This is a genomic window from Bradyrhizobium sp. CCBAU 53351, from assembly GCF_015291745.1.
Lineage (GTDB): Bacteria > Pseudomonadota > Alphaproteobacteria > Rhizobiales > Xanthobacteraceae > Bradyrhizobium.
Map to the genome: position 1 here is coordinate 4,823,651 of NZ_CP030059.1, position 21,146 is coordinate 4,844,796.

A 21,146-nucleotide genomic window follows, 5' to 3' on the forward strand; every position below is an offset into this window, starting at 1 on the left:
TCGCTCGGAGCGACTAGCTTCCGCCTCGCGTGAAGCAACAAGGGTGACGAGAGCATGACATGGCGCATTCTGGCGTTGAGCGGCGTCGGCTGCGTGGCGCTGCTTGCAGCGTTGGGCGGGATCTGGCTACTCATGCTGCCTGGCACGCCGGCTCAGGGAACCACGTCCGCGATATCCCAGGACGAGACCGTGGCAACGCTTGCGGCGCTGCGGCCGCCAAAGCGTAAACGCCCGCAGATCGCCATCGTCGGCATCAACGACATGAGCGAGACCACCGACTATCTGATGCCCTACGGCATTCTCGCGCGCGCCGACGTCGCCGAGGTGCAGACATTGGCGACCCGGCCCGGACCCGTCACGCTCTATCCCGCGCTGAAAGTGCAGCCGCATGCGACCATCGCCGAGTTCGACGCTGCGCATCCCGACGGCGCCGATTACGTCATTGTGCCCGCGATGAGCCACGAGGACGATGCCGTCGTCTTGCAGTGGATCAGGAGCCAGGCCGGCAAGGGCGCGATCATCATTGGCGTCTGCGTCGGTGCCAAGGTCGTCGCCAACAGCGGGCTGCTCGACGGCCGGCAGGCCACTACGCACTGGTATTCCGTGCGCGATCTGCAGAAGCATTCCGCGATCCGCTATGTCGCGGATCGCAGGCTGGTGGTCGACCGCGGCGTTGCGACGACGACCGGCATCACCGCATCCATGCCGATGGCGCTGACCCTGGTTGAGGCCATCGCCGGCCGCGCCAAGGCGGAGGCGGTCGCCCGCGAGATCGGTCTTGCGCATTGGGATGCGCGCCACCGCAGCGAGGCGTTCCAGTTCACCCGCCCCTTCGCGCTGACGGCGATCGCCAACACGCTGGCATTCTGGAATCGCGAGCAGCTCGGAATCGCACTGACATCAGGCATCGACGAAGTCTCGCTCGCGCTCGTGGCCGATGCGTGGTCGCGCACCTATCGCTCGCGGGCCCTTACCGTCGCAGGCACGGCGGAGCCGCAGACGAGCCGCGGCGGTCTGCACATCCTGCCCGACGAGGTCACGGCCGGCTGGCCGGCAAGGCAGATGCCGCCGGCTACCGCCGACCTGCCGCCGGCGCAAGCATTGGACCAGACGTTGCGCGCCATCGATGCACGCTACGGGCCGCGCACGGCTGACTTCGTCGCGATGCAGCTGGAATATCCACGATGACGACACGGCAGCGCACCGGCTGTCGCCGATGCACTGTGTCTGCGTAAAGGCCGTTACGGCATCGCCAGATGCCAGGCGCCGTTCAGAAAGCCGTCGCCGGTGACATCGCCGGGCTTCTGGTCCTTGGCGAAGGTGTAGAGCGGCTTGCCCTTGTAGGCCCATTGCTTCGAGCCGTCGTCGCGGGTGATGATGGTGTAGCCGTCGCCGGCAGCGTCGCTCGCCTCGGCCTTCAGCACCGGCCAGTTCGTCGCGCATGGACCGTTGCAGGCGGACTTGCCGTCCATGTCCTTGTCGAAAGTGTAGAGCGTCATGCCTTTGGCATCGGTGAGCACGTTGCCCTTCTCGGTCTTGCCGGTCTTGGTCGGCGGCGCGGCGAAGGCTGTGGGAACGATCGCGAGCGACATTGCGAGCGCGAGCGCGAGGCGGATCGAAGACGTCATGAGTTCTCCTGTCATGCAATTGGCTTGCATGGGTAGGACGCCGCGCGTGGCCTGATATTCCTGAGATGGCGGCCAGGATATTTTTCGCTGCGCGCATCAAGGCAGCGGAATAAACTGAACCAACCGAGACGGAACGACGGAAAGACATGAGCAAGCCGCATTGGCGTCCCGCCCACGCATCCGACCTGCCCGCGATCAGCGCCATCGCGGCACGGGTTCATCCTGGTCTTCCTGAAAGGCCAGAAGTCATCGACGAGAAGATGCGGCTCTATCCCGATGGCTGCCGCGTGCTCATTGCCGACGACGAGATCGCCGGCTACGGCCTCGCGCATCCCTGGAAGCTGCATCAGATCCCGCCGCTCGACCGCTTGCTCGAACGCCTGCCCGAAGACGCGGACTGTCTCTATGTCCACGACGTCGCCGTGATGCCCGAGTTTCGCGGCGGCGTTCTGCGCGCCTATATCGCCGATATCGAGCAACTCGCGCGCGCATCACGCATCGCAACGCTCGCGCTGGTCTCGGTCTACGCCACGCGGCCGATGTGGCAGCGTCTCGGCTTTCGGCCCGTCGCCGTGGACGCCGCACTGCGCGCAAAGCTCGCATCCTATGGCGAAGGCGCGACGTATATGCTGCGCGACCTCGCCGCGGCGTAGGGTCCCTGCCCGGCCGGCCAGCTCACGCGGGCGTGAACCGGCGCCCTCGAACCGGATCAGATCAGGCCCCGTCGAAGGTGTGTGCGAGCCGTTCCGGTCTCGCCAAACCGAGGCTGGAGAACATCCATGAAGCTCACCCTGTCGAAAGTTGCTTTGATTGCATGCGTTGCGACGAGCGCGTTCGCAACGACCAGCGCCAACGCGGCGCCCCACCGAACCGACGGCTGCCAGTTCGGCTTCTTCGAAAGCTGTGGCATCGTCACGGAGTCGACGACCCCGGGCCGCGCACGCCGCCCCGTCGCTCGTCTCGCCAACGATACCTCGCCGACTTACATGAAGCAGACCGATCCCCGCTACAGCTCGTCCATGCGTGATGCCGGCGGCGGCGGAGGTGGCGGTGGCGGAGGTGGTGGCGGCGGCGGTGGCGGCGGCCGCTGAGCACACACCTGACCTTTCAGATGATGCCGCCGGTGCAATCCGGCGGCATCATTTCCGTTCGTTCTGAGCGGCGGCGGCTTAGCCGCGATGCTTTTTCTTCTTCGCTTTCTTTCCAGGCGCGCCCTGCGCAGGCCACGGTGTGACCGAAGGCTCTGCGCGACCCGGCTTGTTCTTGTGCTTCTTTTTCTGAGCGAAAGACGGAGCATCGTCGAATTTCGGCCCGCGCTCGCCGTGAGGCTTGCTGCGTGGCTTGAATTCACCCTTGTCGCGCGGACGATCGTCGCGACGTTCACGATGATCGCTGTCGCGGCCCTCGCGCCGAGGCGCGTGGGACCGCTCTTCCGCAGCCTCTTGTCGCTGCGGCGCCTCCGTCATCGGCTCGATGCGGATGCTGTCTTCCTTGTCCGGACGCTTGATCTTGGCGGCAAAGGATTCGGCGGCCCGCACGGAAATCTCGAACTCGGTGGTGGTGTCCATGATCTTGATGGCGCCGATGTCGCGCTTGTCGATGCCGCCGCGGCGGCAGATCATCGGCAGCAGCCAGCGCGCTTCCGCATTCTTGCGCCGTCCGATCGCGGCGCGGAACCAGACGCTGCCCTCCGCCATGGCGTGTTTCGAGGACGCCTTTCCGGACTTTGATCGCGGCTTGGCGGCGCGATCGTCGCCGCCTTCAAACCTGTCGCGGCCGCGATCGTCGCGCGGCCGGCCGCTGCGCTCGCCGGGATCGATGATGTCCTCGGGCGACGGCAGCCGTGCGCGATAGAGCCGCGCCAGTGCGGCGGCGATGTCCTCGGCCGAGCGCTCGGCCAGCAAGGCCTGCGCCAGAGCCTGGTCGTCGGGGGTCGTCTCCTCGGTGAACAGCACGTCCTTCATGCGCTCGTGATCGAGCTTGCGGATCTCGTCCGCCTGCGGCGCCGTGCCCCAGGCCGCGTCCACCCCTGCGAGATTGAGCAGCAGCTCGGCGCGCCGCCGTCGCGCCGGCGGCACCAGCAGGACGCTCGTCCCCTTGCGGCCCGCGCGACCGGTGCGGCCCGAGCGATGCTGCATCACCTCGGCGTCGTTGGGCAGGTCGGCGTGAATGACGAGGTCGAGGCTCGGCAGATCGATGCCGCGAGCGGCGACGTCGGTCGCAACGCAGACGCGGGCGCGGCCATCGCGCAGCGACTGCAGCGCCAGGGTGCGCTCGTTCTGGGTCAATTCGCCCGAGAGAGCGACGACGGAAAAGCCGCGCTCCAGCAGTGCTGCCTGCAAATGCCTGACATGATCGCGCGTGCTGCAAAACACCAGCGCGCTCGGCGCCTCGAAGAAGCGCAGCACGTTGACGACGGCATGCTCGGCATCGGCGGGCGCGATCCGGATCGCGCGATACTCGATATCGGCGTGACCGCCTTCATCGCCGGCGACCTCGATCCGGAATGCCTGCCGCTGATATTGCTTGGCCAGCGCGACGATGCCGCGCGGGAAGGTCGCCGAGAACAGCAAGGTGCGACGCGTCTCCGGCGTGGTCTCGAGGATGAATTCCATGTCCTCGCGGAAGCCGAGATTGAGCATCTCGTCGGCCTCGTCGAGGACGACCGCCTTCAATTCGGAGATATCGAGACGGCCGCGGCGCAAATGGTCGCAGAGCCGGCCGGGCGTGCCGACGACAATATGGGCGCCGGCGGCAAGCTCGCGCTGCTCGCGACGCGGATCCATGCCACCGACGCAGGAGACGACGCGTCCGCCCGTATGCCCATAGAGCCAGGCAAGCTCGCGCTGGACCTGCATGGCAAGCTCGCGGGTCGGCGCTACGATCAGGGCGAGCGGTGCGGCCGCGGCGGCAAACTGCTCGGCATCGCCGAGCAGATCCCTGGCCATGGCGAGGCCATAAGCGAGGGTTTTGCCGGAGCCGGTCTGGGCCGAAACCAGGAGGTCGCGATTGGCGGCTTCCTCCGCCAGCACGGCGAGCTGAACGGGGGTCGGAGAATCATAGTTCCGCTCGGCCAAAGCTCGGGCGAGCGGCGGGGTCAGGGCCGGAAAAGACACGGGATGGAGAACCTTGGTTAATTCAGGCGCGGCGACAATGAGCCGAGAGGCCTGAGGCTGGCGTGCGCGGCAATCGGCCCGGCCGCACGCTGGCGATTTGATCTGGCCGCTCTTTACGCCAAGCGCGCGGAAATCACCATGCCTATGTTGCATGGCTTCGCAAGGAGAACCGCGCCTGAGGGTTGCAGCGGACACCCTATCCGACGATGCTAAACATATCCGGTGACTGAGTTGGGTTCAGGCGAAATAGCGGGTGGAGCGCAACGATGCGATTGGCAGTCATTTCCGATATCCACGGCAACCTTGTTGCGTTGGAGGCCGTGCTCGCGGACATCAAGGCGCGCGGCGCCGATCGCACGGTGAACCTTGGCGATTGCGTTACCAGCCCGCTGTGGCCGAAAGAGACTTTCCAGGCCCTGCAACAGCTGTCGTTGCCGACGGTGCGCGGAAACCATGACCGTTGGATCGAGGAATTTCCGGACGACAAGCTCTCGCCGGCAGGTCTCTTCGCGCGCAATGCATTGACCGCGGAGCAGCGTCGGATGCTCCACAGCCTGCCCTCCCAACTGTGGCTGGACGACGGAATTCTGGCCTGCCACGGCACGCCAGATAACGACACGACCTGCCTGCTGGAGGAATCGCTCGACGACGGCCGCTACGTGCCGGCACGCCGCGAGGTGCTGGCCACGCGTCTCGCGAGCGAGCCGGCGGCCCGCGCAGTGCTGTGTGGCCATAGCCATCGCCAGGCGGTCGTACAGGGTCCCGGCGAGCGTCTCGTTCTCAATCCGGGGAGCGTCGGCTGTCCGGTCTTCGGCGACATTCCGTTTGCCGCAAACCTGGAATATCGCTCACCTCACGCCCGCTACGCGATACTCACAAGGAAGAAGCGGGGCTGGCAGGTCGAACTGCTGGCACTCGAATATGATTGGGAAGCTGCGTCGGCACGTGCACTCGCAAACAACCGTCCGGACTGGGCGCAGGCGATGTTGACCGGGTATGTCAAATAGCCGGCTGGGGCGAGATATCGGAGACCACATCGGCCGGAAAGATCGCCGCCGAACGACGCTCTTGTCGCGCCTGCGACGCGAGCTCAAATCGTGCATCAAGAGACATCAAGAGGAAACATGACCGACAGCATATCACTTGCCGACAAGCTCGCGACTTTTCAGGAGCACTGGTCGCCGCGCACGATCACGACCTTCAACGATTGTGACGTGATGGTGGTGAAAGTGAAGGGCGAGTTCACCTGGCACAAGCACGACGACACCGACGATTTCTTTCTCGTCCTGAAAGGCAAGCTCGATATCGAGTTACGCGACCGCACGGTGACGCTCGGCCCGGGCGAGCTCTATGTCGTTCCCAAAGGTGTCGAGCATCGGCCAGTGGCGCGCGAGGAGGCTCACCTCATGCTGATCGAGCCGACCGGCACGCCGAACACAGGCGACAAGGCGACAGCCGCGGCGCGCAAGCTCGTCTAGCGGCCGCGCGCCCGGACGCGGCCTAGTCCCTGGAGGTTGCCGGCCGGCTGAAGCTAGCGGCCAGCCTGGCTTTTGCGCGCGCAACACTGTCCTTGACCGCACGGGCCAGCGCTCGGACGGCGCGCCAGGCTTCTGTTGCCTGCAGCCACGCCTTCGCCGCGGCGTATTTTCCGTAGGCCCAGGCAAAGGCGGGAATTCGCATCAGCTTGTCGCGCGTGAGATGAAACAGGCGCTCGACCAGCACCAGCTTGAGCAATTCGCCGACAATGAACGTCACCGCACCGCTCAGGACCTGACCGGTTGCGGTGAGGTACGCAGCAACTGGCTTGACCGGCTCGAGCATAATGACGGGCACGGAGAACAGAGCCAGCGACGGATAAGGCCGCAGGGACCTGATCCAGGCGCGCAAACGCCTGAACTGGACGTGCCGCCCGATCCAGCGCGCGATCGGCCCCGCCACGGCCATGAAGACCGCGTCCACCAGGAAGTAGATCGCAGCCAGGACGTAAGTGACCGGTTTCAGGATTCGCTTCACGGCATCTCTCCCGCGAAGTGAAAGCCGGAACCTGGGCCTAAGTTTCACCTCGATGCTGATAGTCCCGGAAAATCAGATGGAACTTTTGGCCATTCGCCGCGCTCAGATCTCCGCATAGACCTCCAGCAGATTGCCGTCGGGGTCGCGGAAGAACAGCGTGCGGTGGCCGAAGGACTGGTTCGTCGGCGGCGACACCAACGCCACACCATGCCGCACGAGTTCATCGGCGCATTGGTCGACCTCCGTGGCCGACACCTTGAACGCCAGTTGCAGCGAGGCGCTGCCCGCCGGCGTCGGCGCATCAGCGGCCGTGCGGCTCGGCCGAGCCAGCGCCAGCGTGTTGCGGCCGAGGCCGTACTCGATCCAGTTCGGCGACAACTCACGAAGTAGCGGGAAGGCGAGCACGTCCTCATAGAACCGCCGCATCGCGGCCATGTCGCGTACGAAGATGACGGTGTAGTCGATCGCGCGGATGGCGTGGAAGGAGGAGCGGTTGCGCTGGGCTGGTGTTTGTTCGTTTGTCATCGTGGCCCTTATTCCAAACTCCGGTTCGTAGCCCGCATGGAGCAAAGCGGAATGCGGGAGCGGCGGTCCCGGATTGCGCTGCGCTCCATCCGGGCTACGAAGCCCGAGATAACGCCGCGAGATCGTGCGGGACGGACGGCATCTTCTAGTCCACCAGCTCAGGCCATGGCACGATGGTCGACTTCACCGTCTTCATCGCCATCGCGTCCTTCACGGCCTGCGCGACGCCCTCCTCCGTGAACGGATAGATCGTCTGCATCTTCAGCCATGGATATTTCTCTCGCGTCCGATAGAGCATGTCGACGCCGAGCGGCAGGTCGTTGCCAGTGAAACCCCAGGAGCCCAGCACGTTGAGGTCCTTGGTGCAGATGCGGTGCCAGGAGGTCTCGATCGAACCGGCGTCGGTGAACTGGCCCATCTCGACATAGGTGCCGCCGTCGCGCAGCATCTCGATGCCTTCGGGGCCGGCGGTCGGATGGCCCGAGCAATCCATCACGAGATCGGCGCCGAAGCCGCCGACAATCTCGCGGACGCGCGCGATGCGCTCCTGGGGCGACTTCAGCTCCTCGATATTCACGGTCGCCTCCGCGCCGAACTCGCGGGCGAGCTTGAGCCGCGGCTCCTCCGGGGCGCCGACGCATATGACGCGCCCTGCCCCCATCTCCCTGGCCGCCGCGACCGCGAGAATGCCGATCGGCCCCGAGCCCTGGATCACCACCGTATCGCCCCAGCTGAATCCGCCGGCGCGGCTGGCACGGTTGAAGGCGCGGATGCAGGAGGTCAGCGGCTCGGACAGTGCCCCCAAGCGCAGCGACATGTCGTCGGGCAGCTTGTAGATCTTGGTGCCCGGCAGCATCTCGAGATCGACATAGACATATTCGGCCCAGCCGCCCCACATGTGCGGCGCCTTGTCGAAGCCGAGATAGCGGCCGTAATAGACCGGCGTCAGACACTTGTTGGCCGTCTGGGGATAGTGGATGCAGTAATAGCAATGGCCGCACGGCATCAAGGGCGGGATCATCACCTTCGAGCCGACCTTGAGCGGCTTGCTCATGAAGTCCTCGGTGAACTCGTCGCCGCATTCGACGATGACGCCGCCGAGCTCGTGACCGAGCGTGAATGGCCAGGGCAACGGCTTCGGCCAGTGGCCTTTGAGGATATGCAAATCGGTGCCGCAGACACCGCACGCGCCGACCTTGATCAGCGCCGCCTTGCGGCCGACCTTGGGCCACGGCACGGTCTTGATCACGGGCTCCGAGCCGGGACCGGCGTGGGTGCAGACGCGGATCTGTTGCATGGCAGTTTCCCCATTGCCCGTCTGTTATGATTGGTTGGTGCGGGCGTAAGGCGAAACGTATGTGAGATGCGCAGCCGTGCCAAGCCGAAGTCTCGTAGCCGCATGGAGCGTGCGGCAGCGGTGCATGGCGACTATCCAATCCAAGTGTCTTGAGCGTTCAGCACTGAACGTGTAAGGCCGCAAGCATCCCTTCCAGGCAGCGCCCCTTGAACCCCTTGCCCCAAAATCCCATCGCCGTGTCCGGCTCGTTCGCGGCGATGAAGTCGGTGCCGTATCGGCTCCAGTTCATCGCCTACGTGCTGGCGATGATGGCCGACAATATCGAGCATGTGATCAGCTATTGGGTGGTGTTCCAGAAATTCCATTCGCCGACGCTGGGGGGATTTGCCGTGCTGTCGCACTGGCTGCCGTTCCTCTTGTTCTCGGTCGCGGTCGGCGGGCTCGCTGACCGCGTCGATCCACGGCGCATCATCCAGTGCGGCATGCTGCTGTTCATCACGGCCTCCGCCGGCTGGGGCTTCTTTTTCATCACCGACACGATCGAGATGTGGCACGCAATGCTGCTGCTGGTGATCCATGGCTGCGCCGGCGTGTTGTGGCAGACACCGAACCAGCTCCTGCTCTACGACCTCGTGGGACCTGCGGACCTGCCGAGCGCGGTGCGGCTGAACGCGATGGCGCGCTATCTCGGCATCCTGGTCGGACCTGCCGTCGGCGGCGTGATTATGCTGACGCTCGGCACCTCGCACGGCATCATCTTCAACACGCTGTTCTATTTGCCGATGCTGCTCTGGCTGTTCTGGGCACCCGTGCGCGACAAGAGCGTCGCGGCGCGGCGCTTTGCCGTGCGCGGCCTTGCCGACATCGTGCTGACCATCCGCGCCATCGGCACCCAGCCGGTGCTGACGGCGATGACGTGGCTTGCCGGCCTCACCTCCTTCATGATCGGCAATGCCTACCATGCCCAGATGCCGGGCTACGCCGGCGATCTCGGCCATGGCGATCCCGGCGTCTCCTACAGCGTGCTGCTCGCGGCGGACGCGGCCGGCGCGCTGCTTGCCGGCATCGCTCTGGAATCCTGGGGACGGCTGAGAGGCACGCCGCGCACCGCGATCCTGCTCGCGATGCTCTGGAGCGTGGCGCTGCTCGGCTTTGCGTTGGTGCCGGTCTATCCGATCGCGATCGCGCTCTTGTTCTGTGCCGGCTTCTTCGAGCTCTCGTTCAACACCATGGCGCAGGCGCTGGTGCAGCTGAACGCGCCGCACGACATTCGCGGCCGCGTCGTCGGCCTCTACAACATGGCCGGCCTCGGCATGCGCGCCTTCAGCGGCATCACCGTCGGGGTATCAGGCGCGGCGATCGGAATCCACTGGTCGCTCGGGCTGTCGGCTGCGGTGCTGCTGGCGCTGCTGGCCCTGCTGCAGTGGCGGGCGACGAAGCCGGCCTGAGCGGGCCTTTCGGGTGTGTGGCTTTTCGAACGCATTGTGTCTGTCCGTTGCCGCCGCACCCAATCCTAACGCGGCATTAACCCTATGCACCTTAGGGTCGTCCCGGACTCCGCCCGGGCGGGGGGTCGGGTGTTGAAAATGGCGTTGGCGAACAAAAAATTTCTTCCGGCCGCCGAGGAGCGTCGGCGCTTCCAGCGGGTGAAAGTGCACCTGCTCGGCCGCTACATGCTGCCCGACCGCCGGGAATTCCCCTGCCAGGTGATCAACATGTCGCCCGGCGGGCTGGCGCTGCTCGCCCCCGGCATCGGCAATGTCGGCGACCGCGTGGTCGCCTATCTCGACCATATCGGCCGCGTCGAGGGCAAGATCACCCGCATCATCGACAACGGCTTCGCCATGACGATCGGTGCAACGCCCCGCAAGCGCGACAAGCTCGCGGCCCAGCTGACCTGGCTCGCCAACCGCGACATCCTCAACCTGCCGGAGGACCGCCGTCACGACCGTATCGTGCCGCGCAACCCGATCGCGGTGCTGACGCTCGAGGACGGCACCAAGATGACCTGCCGCATCATCGACCTTTCGCTGTCGGGCGCCGCCATCGCCGCGGAGAACCGCCCGCCGCTGAAATCGACGGTCCTGCTCGGCCGGGTCCAGGGCCGCGTGGTCCGAAACCTCGAAGACGGCTTCGCGCTGGAGTTCTTGCACGCGCAGCCTATCGAGACACTCGAAGAGAGCGTTACCGCGCGGTAAAGCGCGAGAGCGCCAAAACCCCCGTATTTCCTGCCCTGAAGGCGGCCTCCGCGATGCGGACGCCGCCTTTTTCTTGGCGCGCGACGGCCCCAGCGCGGGTTAACGCGCGGCGCGTTTGCATGTGGAAATGGCGGTTCCGTCAGCGTTTCCGCGTTAATCGATACAATTTGAATCAATTGCAGTTGTTTCAAATTTTATGAGAATTCGATTCAAGTATAGATCGAATTCGCCGCAGGTTTTACTTGTATTCGTCTCGACTTGACTTGGTCGACTTAGCGGCAACTCAAAAGCTCCGTGCGAAATGTGGTCCCAACAAGAAACGGGGGCCGCAATGTTTGACTTCAGGGGACAGGGGAAGAAGCTGGCGCTCGCCGCCATGCTCTTCGGGATCAGCGCGGCAGCGCAGGCCGGCGAAGGCCGTCTGCTCTACGCGAGCCTCGGTGACACCACGCGTGCACCGATCGGCTGGGTCGAATTCTGTGCAGACAATGCCGCCCAGTGCCAGGGCGCACCGACGCAGCCGCGCGACATCGTGATGTCGCAGGGTGCATGGCGCGACCTCGTCAAGGTCAATCGCTGGGTCAACGAGACCGTCAAGCCTTTGACCGACCAGGAGCACTGGGGCGTGATCGAGAAATGGTCGCTGCCGACCGACGGTTACGGCGACTGTGAAGACTACGTGCTGTTGAAGCGCAAGATGCTGATCGATGCCGGATGGCCGCGCGAGGCCCTGCTCATCACCGTCGTGCGTGACAAGAAGGGCGAAGGACACGCGGTGCTGACGGTGAAGACCGACAAGGGCGAGTTCGTTCTCGACAATCAGAACGAGAACGTCGTGGCCTGGACGGAGACCGGCTACCGCTTCGTCAAGCGCCAATCGCAGAGCGATCCCAATGTCTGGGTCTCGCTCGGCGATACGAAGCCGGCGGTCTCCACCGCCAGCGCCAGAGACTGACAGGAACGAGACAACAGGTTACGCGACCCGGTCACATCCCCACCCCTCCCCGTCCCAGACCGGTTCGCGCGCGGCCAGGCTTCCCCCAAAGCCTGGCCGCAACTTTTTTGACGTGCTTCAGCCTGCAGTGATCACGGACGAGGCCGACGCTGGCTCGCCTCGATCCTCCATGGCTCCGGGTGGCGATGCGGCATTGCCGCGCTCCAGCTGCGTAGCGCGCACTGATCTCGGCGGCGACCCGAACATCCTCGAATAGGCCCGCGAGAAGGCGGCAGCGCTGCCAAACCCCACACGACGAGCTACGCCCTTCACCTGCCCGCCTCGCATCAGCTCCCGCTGCCCAAGCATCAACCGCCAGCCGTTGAGATAAGCAGCGGGTGTCGTGCCGAGAATTCTGGGAAAGACATCCATGAAACGGCTGCGGGACATGCTGGAGAGTTCGGCCAGCTGCTCGACAGTCCAGGATTTCGCAGGATCATCGTGCATCGCGACGATCGCGCGCTGCAGAGCAGGATGCGACAGGCCAGCAAGAAGGCCCGGCTCCGTCGCACCCGCATCGATCGCCTCTCGCAGCACCAGCAATACGATCAACTCGCAAAGCCGGTTCAGCGCGACGCGCTGCCCGCAGCGATTGGCGTGCCCCTCGGCGACGAATGTGCCCACCACGGCTCGCAAGGTCGGGCGACTGTCGAGATCGATCTCCACCGTTTCAGGCAGCGCCTTCATCAAGGGATTCGTTGGGCCGCCAAAATCGACCGTGGCGGCGATCAGCAGGTCAGGCACGGATCGATTGTCGGCCCTGCCATAGAGGATCACCCGCTCGGCCACACCAGCCCGGCCGGTCACCACGAGATTGGCCATCCCACCCGCAACGTCCGGTGAAACCGAGACCACTGACAGGTCAAAAGCCTCGAAGAAGGCGGCCAAGCGATCGCGCTTGGCCGCGACTGGACTTTTGATCATGTAATTCGGATATTTCATGCTCCAAAGTGTGACATAGGAGGCAAGTCTTCGCAACCGGCCGGACGAATGGCCATTTCCCCAACGGAGCCCCCATGCTCACCCCCCGATACAAGGCACCGGATCTGAAGGTCGAAACGCTCGGCCGCGGCCGCTTCGATCTTGCGAATGAGGTGCCACAACGCTTCACTCTGATCTGCTTCTACCGGGGGCTGCATTGCCCCATCTGCGCCAACTATCTCAAAGAGCTGGAGCGCCATACTCCGGCATTGGCCGAGCGCGGCGTGACGACGATCGCGATCAGCTCGGACAACGAAGAGCGCGCGCGGTCGATGGCCGAGAAGGTCGGCGCCTCTGCGCTGCGTTTCGGCTATGGGCTTAGCCTTGCTAAAGCACGCGAATGGGGCCTCTACATTTCCGCCTCGCGCGGCAAGACCTCGATCGGCATCGAGGAGCCTGCGCTGTTCTCCGAGCCGGGCGTATTCCTGATCCGCCCCGACCAGACCATCTATTACCTCGCAGTGCAGTCGATGCCCTTTGTGCGCCCAAACTTCGGTGAGATGGTGCAGGCGCTCGACTTCGTCATCAATAACGACTATCCGGCGCGGGGCGAATATACCGGCGTCGTCTGAGGCCGAGAGCCGAAAGTCAGGATCGCGCGGGCATCAAGCTTGCCAGGTGCAGCGGACCCGCGTGCTCCCGATCTGTTACATTCAGCACGACTAGACGCCCAGCACGTCGGCAAGCCGCAGCTCGTCGGCCGCCGGATCCTTCAGGAACAGTTCGGCTTCGATCTCGTCCAGATGCGACAGCATCTGCGCGCGCGCGGCTTGCTTGTCGCGGTTGCGGATCGCGGCAACGATGCCGGCGTGATGATCGGTGCCGCAGGCCGGCGTGTCGTGGCGGCGATAGAGCAGAATGATGAGCGAGGAGCGCGCGATCAGCTCCTTGAGGAAGCCGAGATAGATGCTGTGGCCGCTCATCTCGGCAACGAGCCGGTGAAACTCGCCGGAGAGCCGGACCGAGGCGCGGGCATCGCCGCGCAGCTCGGCCTCGCGTTCCTCGGCAAGGTGCTGCTGGAGGCGGTCGAGCCAAGCCTGCGAGACGGCATCGATGGCGTGATCGACGATGGTGGGCTCGATCAGGCGGCGCGCCTCGAACACTTCGCGGGCATCGGCCGGCGTCGGCCGCGCGACGAAGGCGCCGCGGTTCTTCTCGATGTTGACGATGCCCTCATGCGCGAGTTGCTGCAGCGCGGTGCGGACCAGCGTGCGGCTTGCGCCGTAGATCTCGCCGATCTCGTCCTCGCCGAGCTTGGTGCCCGGCAACAGGCGATGCTCGAGGATCGCGGCGGTCACACCCTCCCGGATGCGGCTGACGCGATCACTCGCATCGGGCGCGTCGGATTTGGGGCGGGGCTTGGCGGCCATGGGTTCGAGGGTTGAGCTTGAGGGAGGATCGGCGACATTCGCTTTTCGATGTTAGTCGACGACCTGTATCCAATCACAGGCGGAAGTTTATACAATCTTCGCCTGTTTTGTGTGCAGATGGCTGGGCACAGGGCGGGCGGGCCAGAGGCGCAGGATTCGATCTAACGATCTGACACCGCTGCACAGTTTCGGGATTCGGCCGGCGAAGCGGCGGTTGGCACGGACCTTGCGGAGAGAGGCCGCAAGCACCGCCCTCCCTGGACATGCCATGGCCACTCCCGCCGCCCTCGAACTGGTCGCCGTTACCAAGCGCTACGACACGACGCTGGCGGTCGACACCGTCAATCTGAAGATCCCGGCCGGCACCTATTGCTGCCTGCTCGGCCCGTCCGGCTGCGGCAAGACCTCGACCCTGCGGATGATCGCGGGCCACGAGGCTGTCAGCGAGGGCGACATCATCCTGGGCAGCCAGAACGTCACCGAGCTGCCGCCGGCCGAGCGCGGCACCGCCATGATGTTCCAGTCCTACGCGCTGTTTCCGCATCTGAGCGTGATCGACAACGTCGCCTTCGCCCTGAAGATGCGCGGCGTCGACAAGCCGACGCGCCACAAGCGCGCCGGCGAACTGCTGGAGCTGGTGGCGATGAGCCAATATGCGGGCCGCCTCCCCGCGCAGCTCTCCGGCGGCCAGCAGCAGCGCGTGGCGCTCGCCCGCGCACTGATCACCGAGCCGCAGATCCTGCTGCTCGACGAGCCGCTGTCCGCGCTCGATCCGTTCCTGCGGGTGAAAATGCGCGGTGAATTGAAGCGGCTGCAGCGCGAGCTCGGCATCAGCTTCATCCAGGTCACCCACGGCCAGGAAGAGGCGATGGCGCTCGCCGACCATATCGTAGTGATGAACCACGGCCGGATCGAGCAGCAGGGCACGGCCCGCGACATCTTCCACCGTCCCCGCACCGAATTCGTGGCGCGCTTCATCGGCGGCCACAACGTGCTCAGCGACGCCGGCAAGCTCATCGCCGTGCGCGCCGATCAGCTCGGCATCGCGCCGTTCGCCGACGGCGCCTTCGGTGCGCCGGCGCTGTTGACCCAGACCGAGTACCAGGGCTCCTACATCGCCGTCTCGCTCACGCTCGACGACGGCACCGCCCTGTTCTCCCACGTTCCCGAAGCCACTTTCGACGTCCACCCGTTCCGTCCGGGCGATCGCGTGTTGGCCACCTGGGATCCCGCCAAGGCGCAACGCCTGCAATAGCGCCGATCGATCACTGGAAATGCGCAACAAAGGAGTGAGCGAAATGACCGAGACGACCAGGACAACCGGCGTCAGCCGCCGCACGCTATTGAAGGGCACCGCGGGTCTCGCCGGCTTTGCCGCCGGCTCCGGCGCCATCACCGGCTTTCCCTATGTGAAGTCGGCCGAGACCAAGGTGCTGCGCTATCTCGGCACCGCCGTGAACGAGGGCGACGACATCTCCAAGCAGTGCCTGAAGGACACCGGCATCAAGATCGAATACATCACCGCGACAACCGACGACGTCACCAAGCGCGTGATGACCCAGCCGAACTCCTTCGACGTGCTGGACACCGAATATTTCTCGCTGAAGAAGATCGTGCCGTCGGGCAACATCCTTGCGCTCGACGCCAGGAAGATCAAGGAATTCGACAACATCACGCCTGTCTTCACCAAGGGCGAAACGCCCGGCGGCAAGAAGATCGGCGGCCAGGGCACCGCGCCCTGGAAGGTGCTGTATCTCGAGGGCAAGGACTCCAAGAAGTTCGCGACGTCGGCGACCGAATTCGTAACGCTGATCCCGACCGTCTACAACGCCGACACGCTCGGCATCCGTCCCGACCTGATCAAGCGGCCGATCAGCTCATGGTCGGAGCTGCTCAACCCCGAATTCAAGGGCAAGGCCTCGATCCTCAACATCCCCTCGATCGGCATCATGGACGCCGCGATGGTCGTGGAAGCCACCGGCAAGTACAAATATGCCGATAAGGGCAACATGACCAAGGAAGAGATCGATCTCACCATGAAGGTGATGACCGAAGCCAAGAAGGCCGGCCAGTTCCGCGCCTTCTGGAAGGACTTTAATGAGAGCGTCAACCTGATGGCGTCAGGTGAAACTGTCATTCAGTCGATGTGGTCGCCGGCCGTGACCAAGGTGCGCTCGATGGGCATTGCCTGCACCTTCCAGCCGCTGAAGGAAGGCTACCGCTCCTGGGCGTCCGGCTTCTGCGTCTCGAAGGGCGTGTCGGGTCCCAAGCTCGAATGGGCCTATGAGTTCGTCAACTGGTTCCTGTCGGGTTATGCCGGCGCCTATCTCAATCGCCAGGGCTACTACTCCGCCGTGCTCTCCACCGCGAAGGCGCATATGGAGCCCTACGAGTGGGCGTACTGGATGGAAGGCAAGCCGGCCGAGAAGGACATCAAGGCGCCCGACGGCTCGCTGCTGGAGAAGGCCGGCGCCGTGCGCGACGGCGGCTCTTATGAGGACCGCATGGGCGGCGTTGCCTGCTGGAACGCCGTGATGGACGAGAACGACTACATGGTCCGCAAGTGGAACGAGTTCATCGCGGCGTAACGGACATGTCGGAAGAAGTCCTGCAACAGGCGTCCCCGGGCTTGATCCCGGGGTCGGGCACAGCGCGCGCCGCGAAACCGACGCGCCTGTCGCCGTCCTTCATCTCCTGGCTTCAGGCCGGGCCGATGATGCTGGTGTTTCTCGCCTTCTTCCTCATTCCGCTGGTGTTCGTCGTCATCGTCTCGTTCTGGGACTACAACGAATACCAGTTGCTGCCGGCCTTCTCGGGCCGCGGCTACACCGACACGTTCGAAGGCTGCATCGCGCAGCTCCCCGATCTCTGCACGATCGGCAAGACATATGTGAAGACGCTGAAGCTCTGCTTCATGGTCTGGGCGATCACGCTTTTCATCGGCTTCTGGGTCGCCTACTTCCTCGCCTTCCACGTCAAGTCGAAGACCTGGCAGATGGGATTGTCACTGCTCTGCACGATCCCGTTTTGGACCTCCAACGTGATCCGCATGATCGCCTGGATTCCGCTGCTCGGGCGCAACGGCCTCGTCAATTCCGGCCTGGTCAAGACCGGTCTGATCAACCATCCGCTGGAATGGCTGCTGTTCTCCGAATTCTCCGTGGTGCTGGCGCTGGTGCACCTCTTCACCTTCTTCATGGTGGTGCCGATCTTCAACTCGATGATCCGCATCGACAAGTCGCTGATCGAGGCCGCCTATGACGCCGGTGCCACCGGCTTCCAAACGCTGGTCAACGTCATCATCCCGCTCGCCAAGCCGGGCATCGTGATCGGCTCGATCTTCGTCATCACCATCGTGATGGGCGATTTCATCACCATCGGCGTCATGGGGGGCCAGCAGATCGCGGCGGCCGGCAAGATCATTGAGACGCGGGTGAACGCGCTGCAATTCCCCGCGGCAGCGGCCAATGCCGTGATCCTGCTCGTCATCACCTTCCTGATCATCACCATGATGTCGCGGATCGTCGACATCAAGAAGGAGCTCTAGAGCATGAAGGAAGGACGCCCGCGCTCGTTCTACGTGCTCGCGATCTTCTTCGCGGGCTATGTGCTGTTCCTCTACGGCCCGATGATCGCGATCTACGTGCTGTCGTTCCAGGGACCGCAGGGCGGCCTCACCTTCCCGATGAACGGCGTGTCGACCTTCTGGATCGCAAAATTGTTCCAGGGCACCGGCATCGTCGATCTCGGCGCGGCCTTCCGCCGCTCGCTGCTGCTCGGCATCATCGTGATGATCGTCACCGTCGTGCTGTCGGTCGCCGCCGGCATGGCCTTCCGCCGCAGATTCAAAGCGCAGAGCCTCCTGTTCTATTCGGCGATCGCGAGCCTGATCGTTCCCTCGATCATCACCTCGCTCGGCATCTCCCTCGAATTCCGCATCATCGACGATCTGATCAAGGCGCATTGGAACGAGAACTTCGAGACGTCGATGGGCTTGCTGACCTCGGGGCTCGGCGCGCATCTGACCTGGACGCTGCCGTTCGGCCTGCTCATCATGTTCGCGATCTTCAACCGCTTCGACCCGCGTCTCGAGGAAGCCGCGCGCGATCTCGGCGCGACGCCGTGGCAGACGTTCCGCCATGTCGTGCTGCCGATCATCCTGCCGTCGGTGATCGGCATCGGCCTGTTCGGCTTCACGCTGTCCTGGGACGAGCTCGCCCGCTCCAGTCAGGCGATCGGGGCGGTGAATACATTGCCGCTCGATCTGCAAGGCCTCACCACCACGGTGACGAATCCCGACATCTATGCGCTCGGCACCGTGATCTCGGCGGTGTCGTTCACCGTGATCACGCTTGCGCTCGGCACCATCCACATGCTCAACAAGCGCCAGGCGGCCAAGGGTTCGGACGCCGGTAAAGGGCTTGTTTGACAAGGGACTTGTCTGATCCGATGCGGCTGCACGTCGTCAATCCCAACACCACCGCATCGATGACGGCGAAGATCGCCGCCGCGGCGCGTGCGGTCGCGTTATCCGGCACGGTGATCGATGCGCGCCAGCCGGCGATGGGCCCGGTCTCGATCGAGGGATTTTACGACGAAGCCTTCGCCGTGCCCGGCATGCTCGGCTGCATCCGCGAGGCCGACCGCGACGGTGCCGAGGCCCATATCATCGCCTGCTTCGACGACACCGGCCTGGATGCCGCCCGCGCCGTTGCCAAGGCGCCGGTGATCGGCATCGGCGAGGCCGGCTTCCACATGGCGAGCCTGGTCGCGGCGCGCTTTGCCGTGGTGACGACGCTCAGTGTCTCCATCGTGCCGATCGAGCATAATTTGGGGAAATACGGCCTCGCCGATCGCTGCGCCCGCGTCCGCGCCGCCGAAGTCCCGGTGCTTGCATTGGAGGAGCGCAACACCGATGCGCTCGCAAAGATCTCCGCCGAGATCGCGGCTGCAATCCGCGACGACCGCGCTGAGGCGATCGTGCTCGGCTGCGCCGGCATGGCCGATCTCGCCGCCGAGCTTGCCGCCACCCACGGCCTGCCCGTGATCGACGGCGTCGCCGCCGCAGTGACGCTGGCGGAATCATTGGTGCGGCTGGGGCTGAAGACCTCCCGGCTCGGCCCCTATGCGGCGCCGCGGCCGAAGACCTATTCCGGGCCGTTTTCGCCGTTCCAGCCGGAAGGCTAGCTCACGACCGTTCGCTCCGTCTAAAATGGTTCGGCGGCCCGCTCTCAACGATCGCGGGCCGCCGATGGTCGATTGCGCGAGATCACATCGCCCTACTCGGTCTGCTCCACCGCAGCGGGCATCTTCGCGACCGACATCAGGGATCGCGCGACCTGGTTGAGCAGCTGATCTGCGTTCTCCTCTTCGGCCAGCGACTTCGACAGCAAAGCGACGATGGCGCTGTGGCGCAGCTGTTGGGCGAGGTTGCGCGCAGTGGTGTAGCCGGCGATCTCGTAATGCTCGACTCGCTGCGCCGCGCCGATCAAGGCGAGGTCGGCGGCTGCATCCTCCTTCTTTTCGCCCTCGTCGATGATCTCCTGCCCTTCTTCGACGAGGCCCATCATGCCCTTGCAAGGCTTGGCCCGCGGCGTCTTGCCGAGTAGCTCAAAGCATTCGTTGATGCGCTCGATTTGGGTCTCGGTCTCGCCGAGATGCATCTCGAACAGCTCACGCAATTGATCGAAACGCGCAGCTTCCACCATTTTCGGCAGCGCCTTGGTCAGTTGCTTCTCGGCATGAAGGATATCGCGCAGCTCGTCGAGCAGGAGGTCGCCGAGCCCGGCTTCGTCCATCGGTGGCGAACTCTCGGTCACGATGGCGGTCGCAGGTCCAGGCTCGCCGGCCTGGATCGCGGGAGATTCCGTGAAGACCCAGTCGCCGCCCTCGTTCCAGGGGCCGCGGGTGTCGATCTCGCCGTGATCGCCGGCTCCCGTCGAATCGTTGAAGAACTGGTTGACCAGGCCCGGCGTCGGCGCAATGCGGCCGATGCTGAAGGCGGGCTTGCCCATGCTTTCGAGCGCCAGTGCAAACGCCTTCATATGGGTGATTTCGCGGGTCATCAGGAATTGCAGGGCATCCTTGGTGCCGGCATCGTCACAGAAATTGATCAGCCGCTCGTAGACGATCTTGGCACGCGCCTCCGCCGCGATGTTGCTGCGCAGATCGACATCCAGCTCCCCGGTGATCTTCAGATAGTCGGCAGTCCAGGCGTTGCCTTGCGAATTGAACAGATTGACGCCGCCGCCTCCGGCGATCGCGATCAGCGGATCGGCTTCCGCCGCCTGACGGTCGAATTTCGACGGCTTCAGATGCATGCGCGCCAATGTGCCGACGACTTCGAGATGGCTCAACTCCTCCGTTCCGATGTCCATCAACAGATCCTTGCGGTCAGGATCTTCGCAGTTGAGGCCCTGAATGGAGTATTGCATGGCAGCGGCCAGCTCGCCGTTGGCGCCGCCGAACTGTTCTAGCAGCATGTTGCCGAAGCGAGGGTCCGGCTCGTCGACGCGAACGGTGAACATCAGTTTCTTGACGTGGTGATACATAGGGGAAAGGCCTCGGGCTTGGGGACAGATCGATTCCCGAACGGATGCATGTCGCGGTTGTTCCTATCGCGATGGCTAAGCCTCATCGCCGCGGCGACGCGCGCCGAGCTGCCTTGCCATGCACATGGAGGAAGGCAGACCGGATCAAGGATGTTGCGACGGTCACGCGCGAAGGTGCGCGACTTGTTCGGCTTGGCTCGCAGGAAAGAGAGGCGTCGCTTCCTTCGCTGCCCGCTCGACCGCCGATCCGCCCGCGCGGCCGCGCGGCGCGGCTTGCCGGCGTAGCCGGCCAAAACCTCGCCGGGACGCCTGTCCGTATTTTTACGGAGCCTGCCTTAGGTGACCGCGGCCGTCCGGCCGAACGGACTGGATCGGTTACCTTTTTCGCCTTTAGCCTCTTTTTGGTCCCATTCGTTGCCGAAACGTAACGCTTTCGGGACGCCCCGGCGGCCTTAGGGCTGCCGGTCTTCGCC

22 protein-coding genes are annotated in these 21,146 nt (G+C 64.5%); 14 read left to right on the forward strand and 8 right to left on the reverse strand.

The features are described 5' to 3' along the window. Positions 1 to 54: 54 nt before the first annotated feature. Positions 55 to 1,188 (forward strand): DJ-1/PfpI family protein, encoded by a 1,134-nt coding sequence (locus XH83_RS22860; protein WP_194402984.1) that lies wholly within the window; start codon positions 55 to 57, stop codon positions 1,186 to 1,188. A 53-nt stretch (positions 1,189 to 1,241) separates the two neighbouring features. Here XH83_RS22860 and XH83_RS22865 read toward each other — a convergent pair whose 3' ends face one another. Further along, positions 1,242 to 1,628, reverse strand: coding sequence for a hypothetical protein (locus XH83_RS22865; RefSeq protein ID WP_194402985.1), 387 nt, complete (start codon positions 1,626 to 1,628; stop codon positions 1,242 to 1,244). A 146-nt stretch (positions 1,629 to 1,774) separates the two neighbouring features. On the opposite strand from XH83_RS22865, the gene XH83_RS22870 reads away from it, so the two are divergent. Both XH83_RS22870 and XH83_RS22875 read left to right on the forward strand, forming a co-directional pair. Then, entirely contained in the window at positions 1,775 to 2,281 is a 507-nt protein-coding gene (locus XH83_RS22870) for a GNAT family N-acetyltransferase (RefSeq protein ID WP_194402986.1), read from the forward strand. Positions 2,282 to 2,407: 126 nt separating this feature from the next. Then, positions 2,408 to 2,719, forward strand: coding sequence for a hypothetical protein (locus XH83_RS22875; RefSeq protein WP_194402987.1), 312 nt, complete (start codon positions 2,408 to 2,410; stop codon positions 2,717 to 2,719). A gap of 78 nt (positions 2,720 to 2,797) precedes the next feature. On the opposite strand, the gene XH83_RS22880 is transcribed toward XH83_RS22875, so the two are convergent. Then, a complete protein-coding gene (locus XH83_RS22880) occupies positions 2,798 to 4,744 on the reverse strand; it encodes a DEAD/DEAH box helicase (protein ID WP_194402988.1) in 1,947 nt (648 codons plus the stop codon). Positions 4,745 to 5,010: 266 nt separating this feature from the next. On the opposite strand from XH83_RS22880, the gene XH83_RS22885 reads away from it, so the two are divergent. After that, positions 5,011 to 5,751 (forward strand): metallophosphoesterase, encoded by a 741-nt coding sequence (locus XH83_RS22885; protein ID WP_194402989.1) that lies wholly within the window; start codon positions 5,011 to 5,013, stop codon positions 5,749 to 5,751. Positions 5,752 to 5,868: 117 nt separating this feature from the next. Then, on the forward strand, positions 5,869 to 6,222 hold the full coding sequence (locus XH83_RS22890; protein WP_194402990.1) for a cupin domain-containing protein: 354 nt from the start codon (positions 5,869 to 5,871) through the stop codon (positions 6,220 to 6,222). A 22-nt stretch (positions 6,223 to 6,244) separates the two neighbouring features. On the opposite strand, the gene XH83_RS22895 is transcribed toward XH83_RS22890, so the two are convergent. From XH83_RS22895 to XH83_RS22905, 3 genes are all read right to left on the reverse strand, one after another. Then, positions 6,245 to 6,757: a hypothetical protein gene (locus XH83_RS22895; protein ID WP_194402991.1), complete on the reverse strand. Its 513-nt coding sequence runs from the start codon at positions 6,755 to 6,757 to the stop codon at positions 6,245 to 6,247. 102 nt (positions 6,758 to 6,859) lie between these two features. Further along, a complete protein-coding gene (locus XH83_RS22900) occupies positions 6,860 to 7,282 on the reverse strand; it encodes a VOC family protein (RefSeq protein ID WP_194402992.1) in 423 nt (140 codons plus the stop codon). A 145-nt stretch (positions 7,283 to 7,427) separates the two neighbouring features. Next, positions 7,428 to 8,579, reverse strand: coding sequence for a zinc-binding dehydrogenase (locus XH83_RS22905; RefSeq protein WP_194402993.1), 1,152 nt, complete (start codon positions 8,577 to 8,579; stop codon positions 7,428 to 7,430). 257 nt (positions 8,580 to 8,836) lie between these two features. Here XH83_RS22905 and XH83_RS22910 point away from each other — a divergent pair, with 257 nt between their 5' ends. The 3 genes from XH83_RS22910 (at position 8,837) to XH83_RS22920 (ending at position 11,732) form a co-directional block, all read left to right on the forward strand. Continuing rightward, on the forward strand, positions 8,837 to 10,027 hold the full coding sequence (locus XH83_RS22910) for an MFS transporter (protein WP_194408373.1): 1,191 nt from the start codon (positions 8,837 to 8,839) through the stop codon (positions 10,025 to 10,027). Between the two features lie 138 nt (positions 10,028 to 10,165). Next, positions 10,166 to 10,777, forward strand: coding sequence for a PilZ domain-containing protein (locus XH83_RS22915; RefSeq protein WP_194402994.1), 612 nt, complete (start codon positions 10,166 to 10,168; stop codon positions 10,775 to 10,777). Between the two features lie 331 nt (positions 10,778 to 11,108). Further along, positions 11,109 to 11,732, forward strand: a complete 624-nt coding sequence (locus tag XH83_RS22920) for a transglutaminase-like cysteine peptidase (protein ID WP_194402995.1) — start codon at positions 11,109 to 11,111, stop codon at positions 11,730 to 11,732. A gap of 117 nt (positions 11,733 to 11,849) precedes the next feature. Here XH83_RS22920 and XH83_RS22925 read toward each other — a convergent pair whose 3' ends face one another. Further along, entirely contained in the window at positions 11,850 to 12,713 is an 864-nt protein-coding gene (locus XH83_RS22925) for an AraC family transcriptional regulator (RefSeq protein ID WP_246776306.1), read from the reverse strand. A gap of 74 nt (positions 12,714 to 12,787) precedes the next feature. Here XH83_RS22925 and XH83_RS22930 point away from each other — a divergent pair, with 74 nt between their 5' ends. Beyond that, on the forward strand, positions 12,788 to 13,324 hold the full coding sequence (locus XH83_RS22930; protein WP_194402996.1) for a peroxiredoxin-like family protein: 537 nt from the start codon (positions 12,788 to 12,790) through the stop codon (positions 13,322 to 13,324). A gap of 90 nt (positions 13,325 to 13,414) precedes the next feature. On the opposite strand, the gene XH83_RS22935 is transcribed toward XH83_RS22930, so the two are convergent. Next, the gene (locus XH83_RS22935) at positions 13,415 to 14,122 is read right to left on the reverse strand and encodes a GntR family transcriptional regulator (RefSeq protein ID WP_194402997.1); all 708 of its coding nucleotides are present in this window, start codon (positions 14,120 to 14,122) and stop codon (positions 13,415 to 13,417) included. Positions 14,123 to 14,390: 268 nt separating this feature from the next. Between XH83_RS22935 and XH83_RS22940 the strand changes: the two genes are divergently transcribed. From XH83_RS22940 to XH83_RS22960, 5 genes are read left to right on the forward strand one after another with little or no spacing between them, the layout of a single operon-like run. After that, complete coding sequence (locus tag XH83_RS22940; protein WP_194402998.1) at positions 14,391 to 15,377, forward strand: ABC transporter ATP-binding protein; 987 nt, start codon at positions 14,391 to 14,393, stop codon at positions 15,375 to 15,377. 43 nt (positions 15,378 to 15,420) lie between these two features. Next, on the forward strand, positions 15,421 to 16,710 hold the full coding sequence (locus XH83_RS22945; protein ID WP_194402999.1) for a PotD/PotF family extracellular solute-binding protein: 1,290 nt from the start codon (positions 15,421 to 15,423) through the stop codon (positions 16,708 to 16,710). Positions 16,711 to 16,715: 5 nt separating this feature from the next. After that, positions 16,716 to 17,669, forward strand: a complete 954-nt coding sequence (locus tag XH83_RS22950; protein WP_194403000.1) for an ABC transporter permease — start codon at positions 16,716 to 16,718, stop codon at positions 17,667 to 17,669. Between the two features lie 3 nt (positions 17,670 to 17,672). Next, positions 17,673 to 18,551, forward strand: coding sequence for an ABC transporter permease (locus tag XH83_RS22955; protein ID WP_194403001.1), 879 nt, complete (start codon positions 17,673 to 17,675; stop codon positions 18,549 to 18,551). A 20-nt stretch (positions 18,552 to 18,571) separates the two neighbouring features. Beyond that, positions 18,572 to 19,309, forward strand: coding sequence for an aspartate/glutamate racemase family protein (locus XH83_RS22960; protein ID WP_194408375.1), 738 nt, complete (start codon positions 18,572 to 18,574; stop codon positions 19,307 to 19,309). A 92-nt stretch (positions 19,310 to 19,401) separates the two neighbouring features. On the opposite strand, the gene XH83_RS22965 is transcribed toward XH83_RS22960, so the two are convergent. After that, the gene (locus XH83_RS22965; protein WP_194403002.1) at positions 19,402 to 20,673 is read right to left on the reverse strand and encodes a DUF892 family protein; all 1,272 of its coding nucleotides are present in this window, start codon (positions 20,671 to 20,673) and stop codon (positions 19,402 to 19,404) included. Positions 20,674 to 21,146: the final 473 nt, after the last annotated feature.

What these genes read in the sequence shown, in the direction of transcription:
- XH83_RS22870 (WP_194402986.1), top strand. Translation starts at nt 1,775, where the DNA reads ATGAGCAAGCCGCATTGGCGTCCCGCCCACGCATCCGACCTGCCCGCG.
- XH83_RS22865 (WP_194402985.1), bottom strand. Translation starts at nt 1,628, where the DNA reads ATGACGTCTTCGATCCGCCTCGCGCTCGCGCTCGCAATGTCGCTCGCG.
- XH83_RS22960 (WP_194408375.1), top strand. Translation starts at nt 18,572, where the DNA reads ATGCGGCTGCACGTCGTCAATCCCAACACCACCGCATCGATGACGGCG.
- XH83_RS22955 (WP_194403001.1), top strand. Translation starts at nt 17,673, where the DNA reads ATGAAGGAAGGACGCCCGCGCTCGTTCTACGTGCTCGCGATCTTCTTC.
- XH83_RS22915 (WP_194402994.1), top strand. Translation starts at nt 10,166, where the DNA reads ATGGCGTTGGCGAACAAAAAATTTCTTCCGGCCGCCGAGGAGCGTCGG.
- XH83_RS22875 (WP_194402987.1), top strand. Translation starts at nt 2,408, where the DNA reads ATGAAGCTCACCCTGTCGAAAGTTGCTTTGATTGCATGCGTTGCGACG.
- XH83_RS22930 (WP_194402996.1), top strand. Translation starts at nt 12,788, where the DNA reads ATGCTCACCCCCCGATACAAGGCACCGGATCTGAAGGTCGAAACGCTC.
- XH83_RS22925 (WP_246776306.1), bottom strand. Translation starts at nt 12,713, where the DNA reads ATGAAATATCCGAATTACATGATCAAAAGTCCAGTCGCGGCCAAGCGC.
- XH83_RS22965 (WP_194403002.1), bottom strand. Translation starts at nt 20,673, where the DNA reads ATGTATCACCACGTCAAGAAACTGATGTTCACCGTTCGCGTCGACGAG.
- XH83_RS22885 (WP_194402989.1), top strand. Translation starts at nt 5,011, where the DNA reads ATGCGATTGGCAGTCATTTCCGATATCCACGGCAACCTTGTTGCGTTG.
- XH83_RS22935 (WP_194402997.1), bottom strand. Translation starts at nt 14,122, where the DNA reads ATGGCCGCCAAGCCCCGCCCCAAATCCGACGCGCCCGATGCGAGTGAT.
- XH83_RS22905 (WP_194402993.1), bottom strand. Translation starts at nt 8,579, where the DNA reads ATGCAACAGATCCGCGTCTGCACCCACGCCGGTCCCGGCTCGGAGCCC.
- XH83_RS22940 (WP_194402998.1), top strand. Translation starts at nt 14,391, where the DNA reads ATGGCCACTCCCGCCGCCCTCGAACTGGTCGCCGTTACCAAGCGCTAC.
- XH83_RS22945 (WP_194402999.1), top strand. Translation starts at nt 15,421, where the DNA reads ATGACCGAGACGACCAGGACAACCGGCGTCAGCCGCCGCACGCTATTG.
- XH83_RS22860 (WP_194402984.1), top strand. Translation starts at nt 55, where the DNA reads ATGACATGGCGCATTCTGGCGTTGAGCGGCGTCGGCTGCGTGGCGCTG.
- XH83_RS22950 (WP_194403000.1), top strand. Translation starts at nt 16,716, where the DNA reads ATGTCGGAAGAAGTCCTGCAACAGGCGTCCCCGGGCTTGATCCCGGGG.
- XH83_RS22910 (WP_194408373.1), top strand. Translation starts at nt 8,837, where the DNA reads ATGAAGTCGGTGCCGTATCGGCTCCAGTTCATCGCCTACGTGCTGGCG.
- XH83_RS22920 (WP_194402995.1), top strand. Translation starts at nt 11,109, where the DNA reads ATGTTTGACTTCAGGGGACAGGGGAAGAAGCTGGCGCTCGCCGCCATG.
- XH83_RS22890 (WP_194402990.1), top strand. Translation starts at nt 5,869, where the DNA reads ATGACCGACAGCATATCACTTGCCGACAAGCTCGCGACTTTTCAGGAG.
- XH83_RS22900 (WP_194402992.1), bottom strand. Translation starts at nt 7,282, where the DNA reads ATGACAAACGAACAAACACCAGCCCAGCGCAACCGCTCCTCCTTCCAC.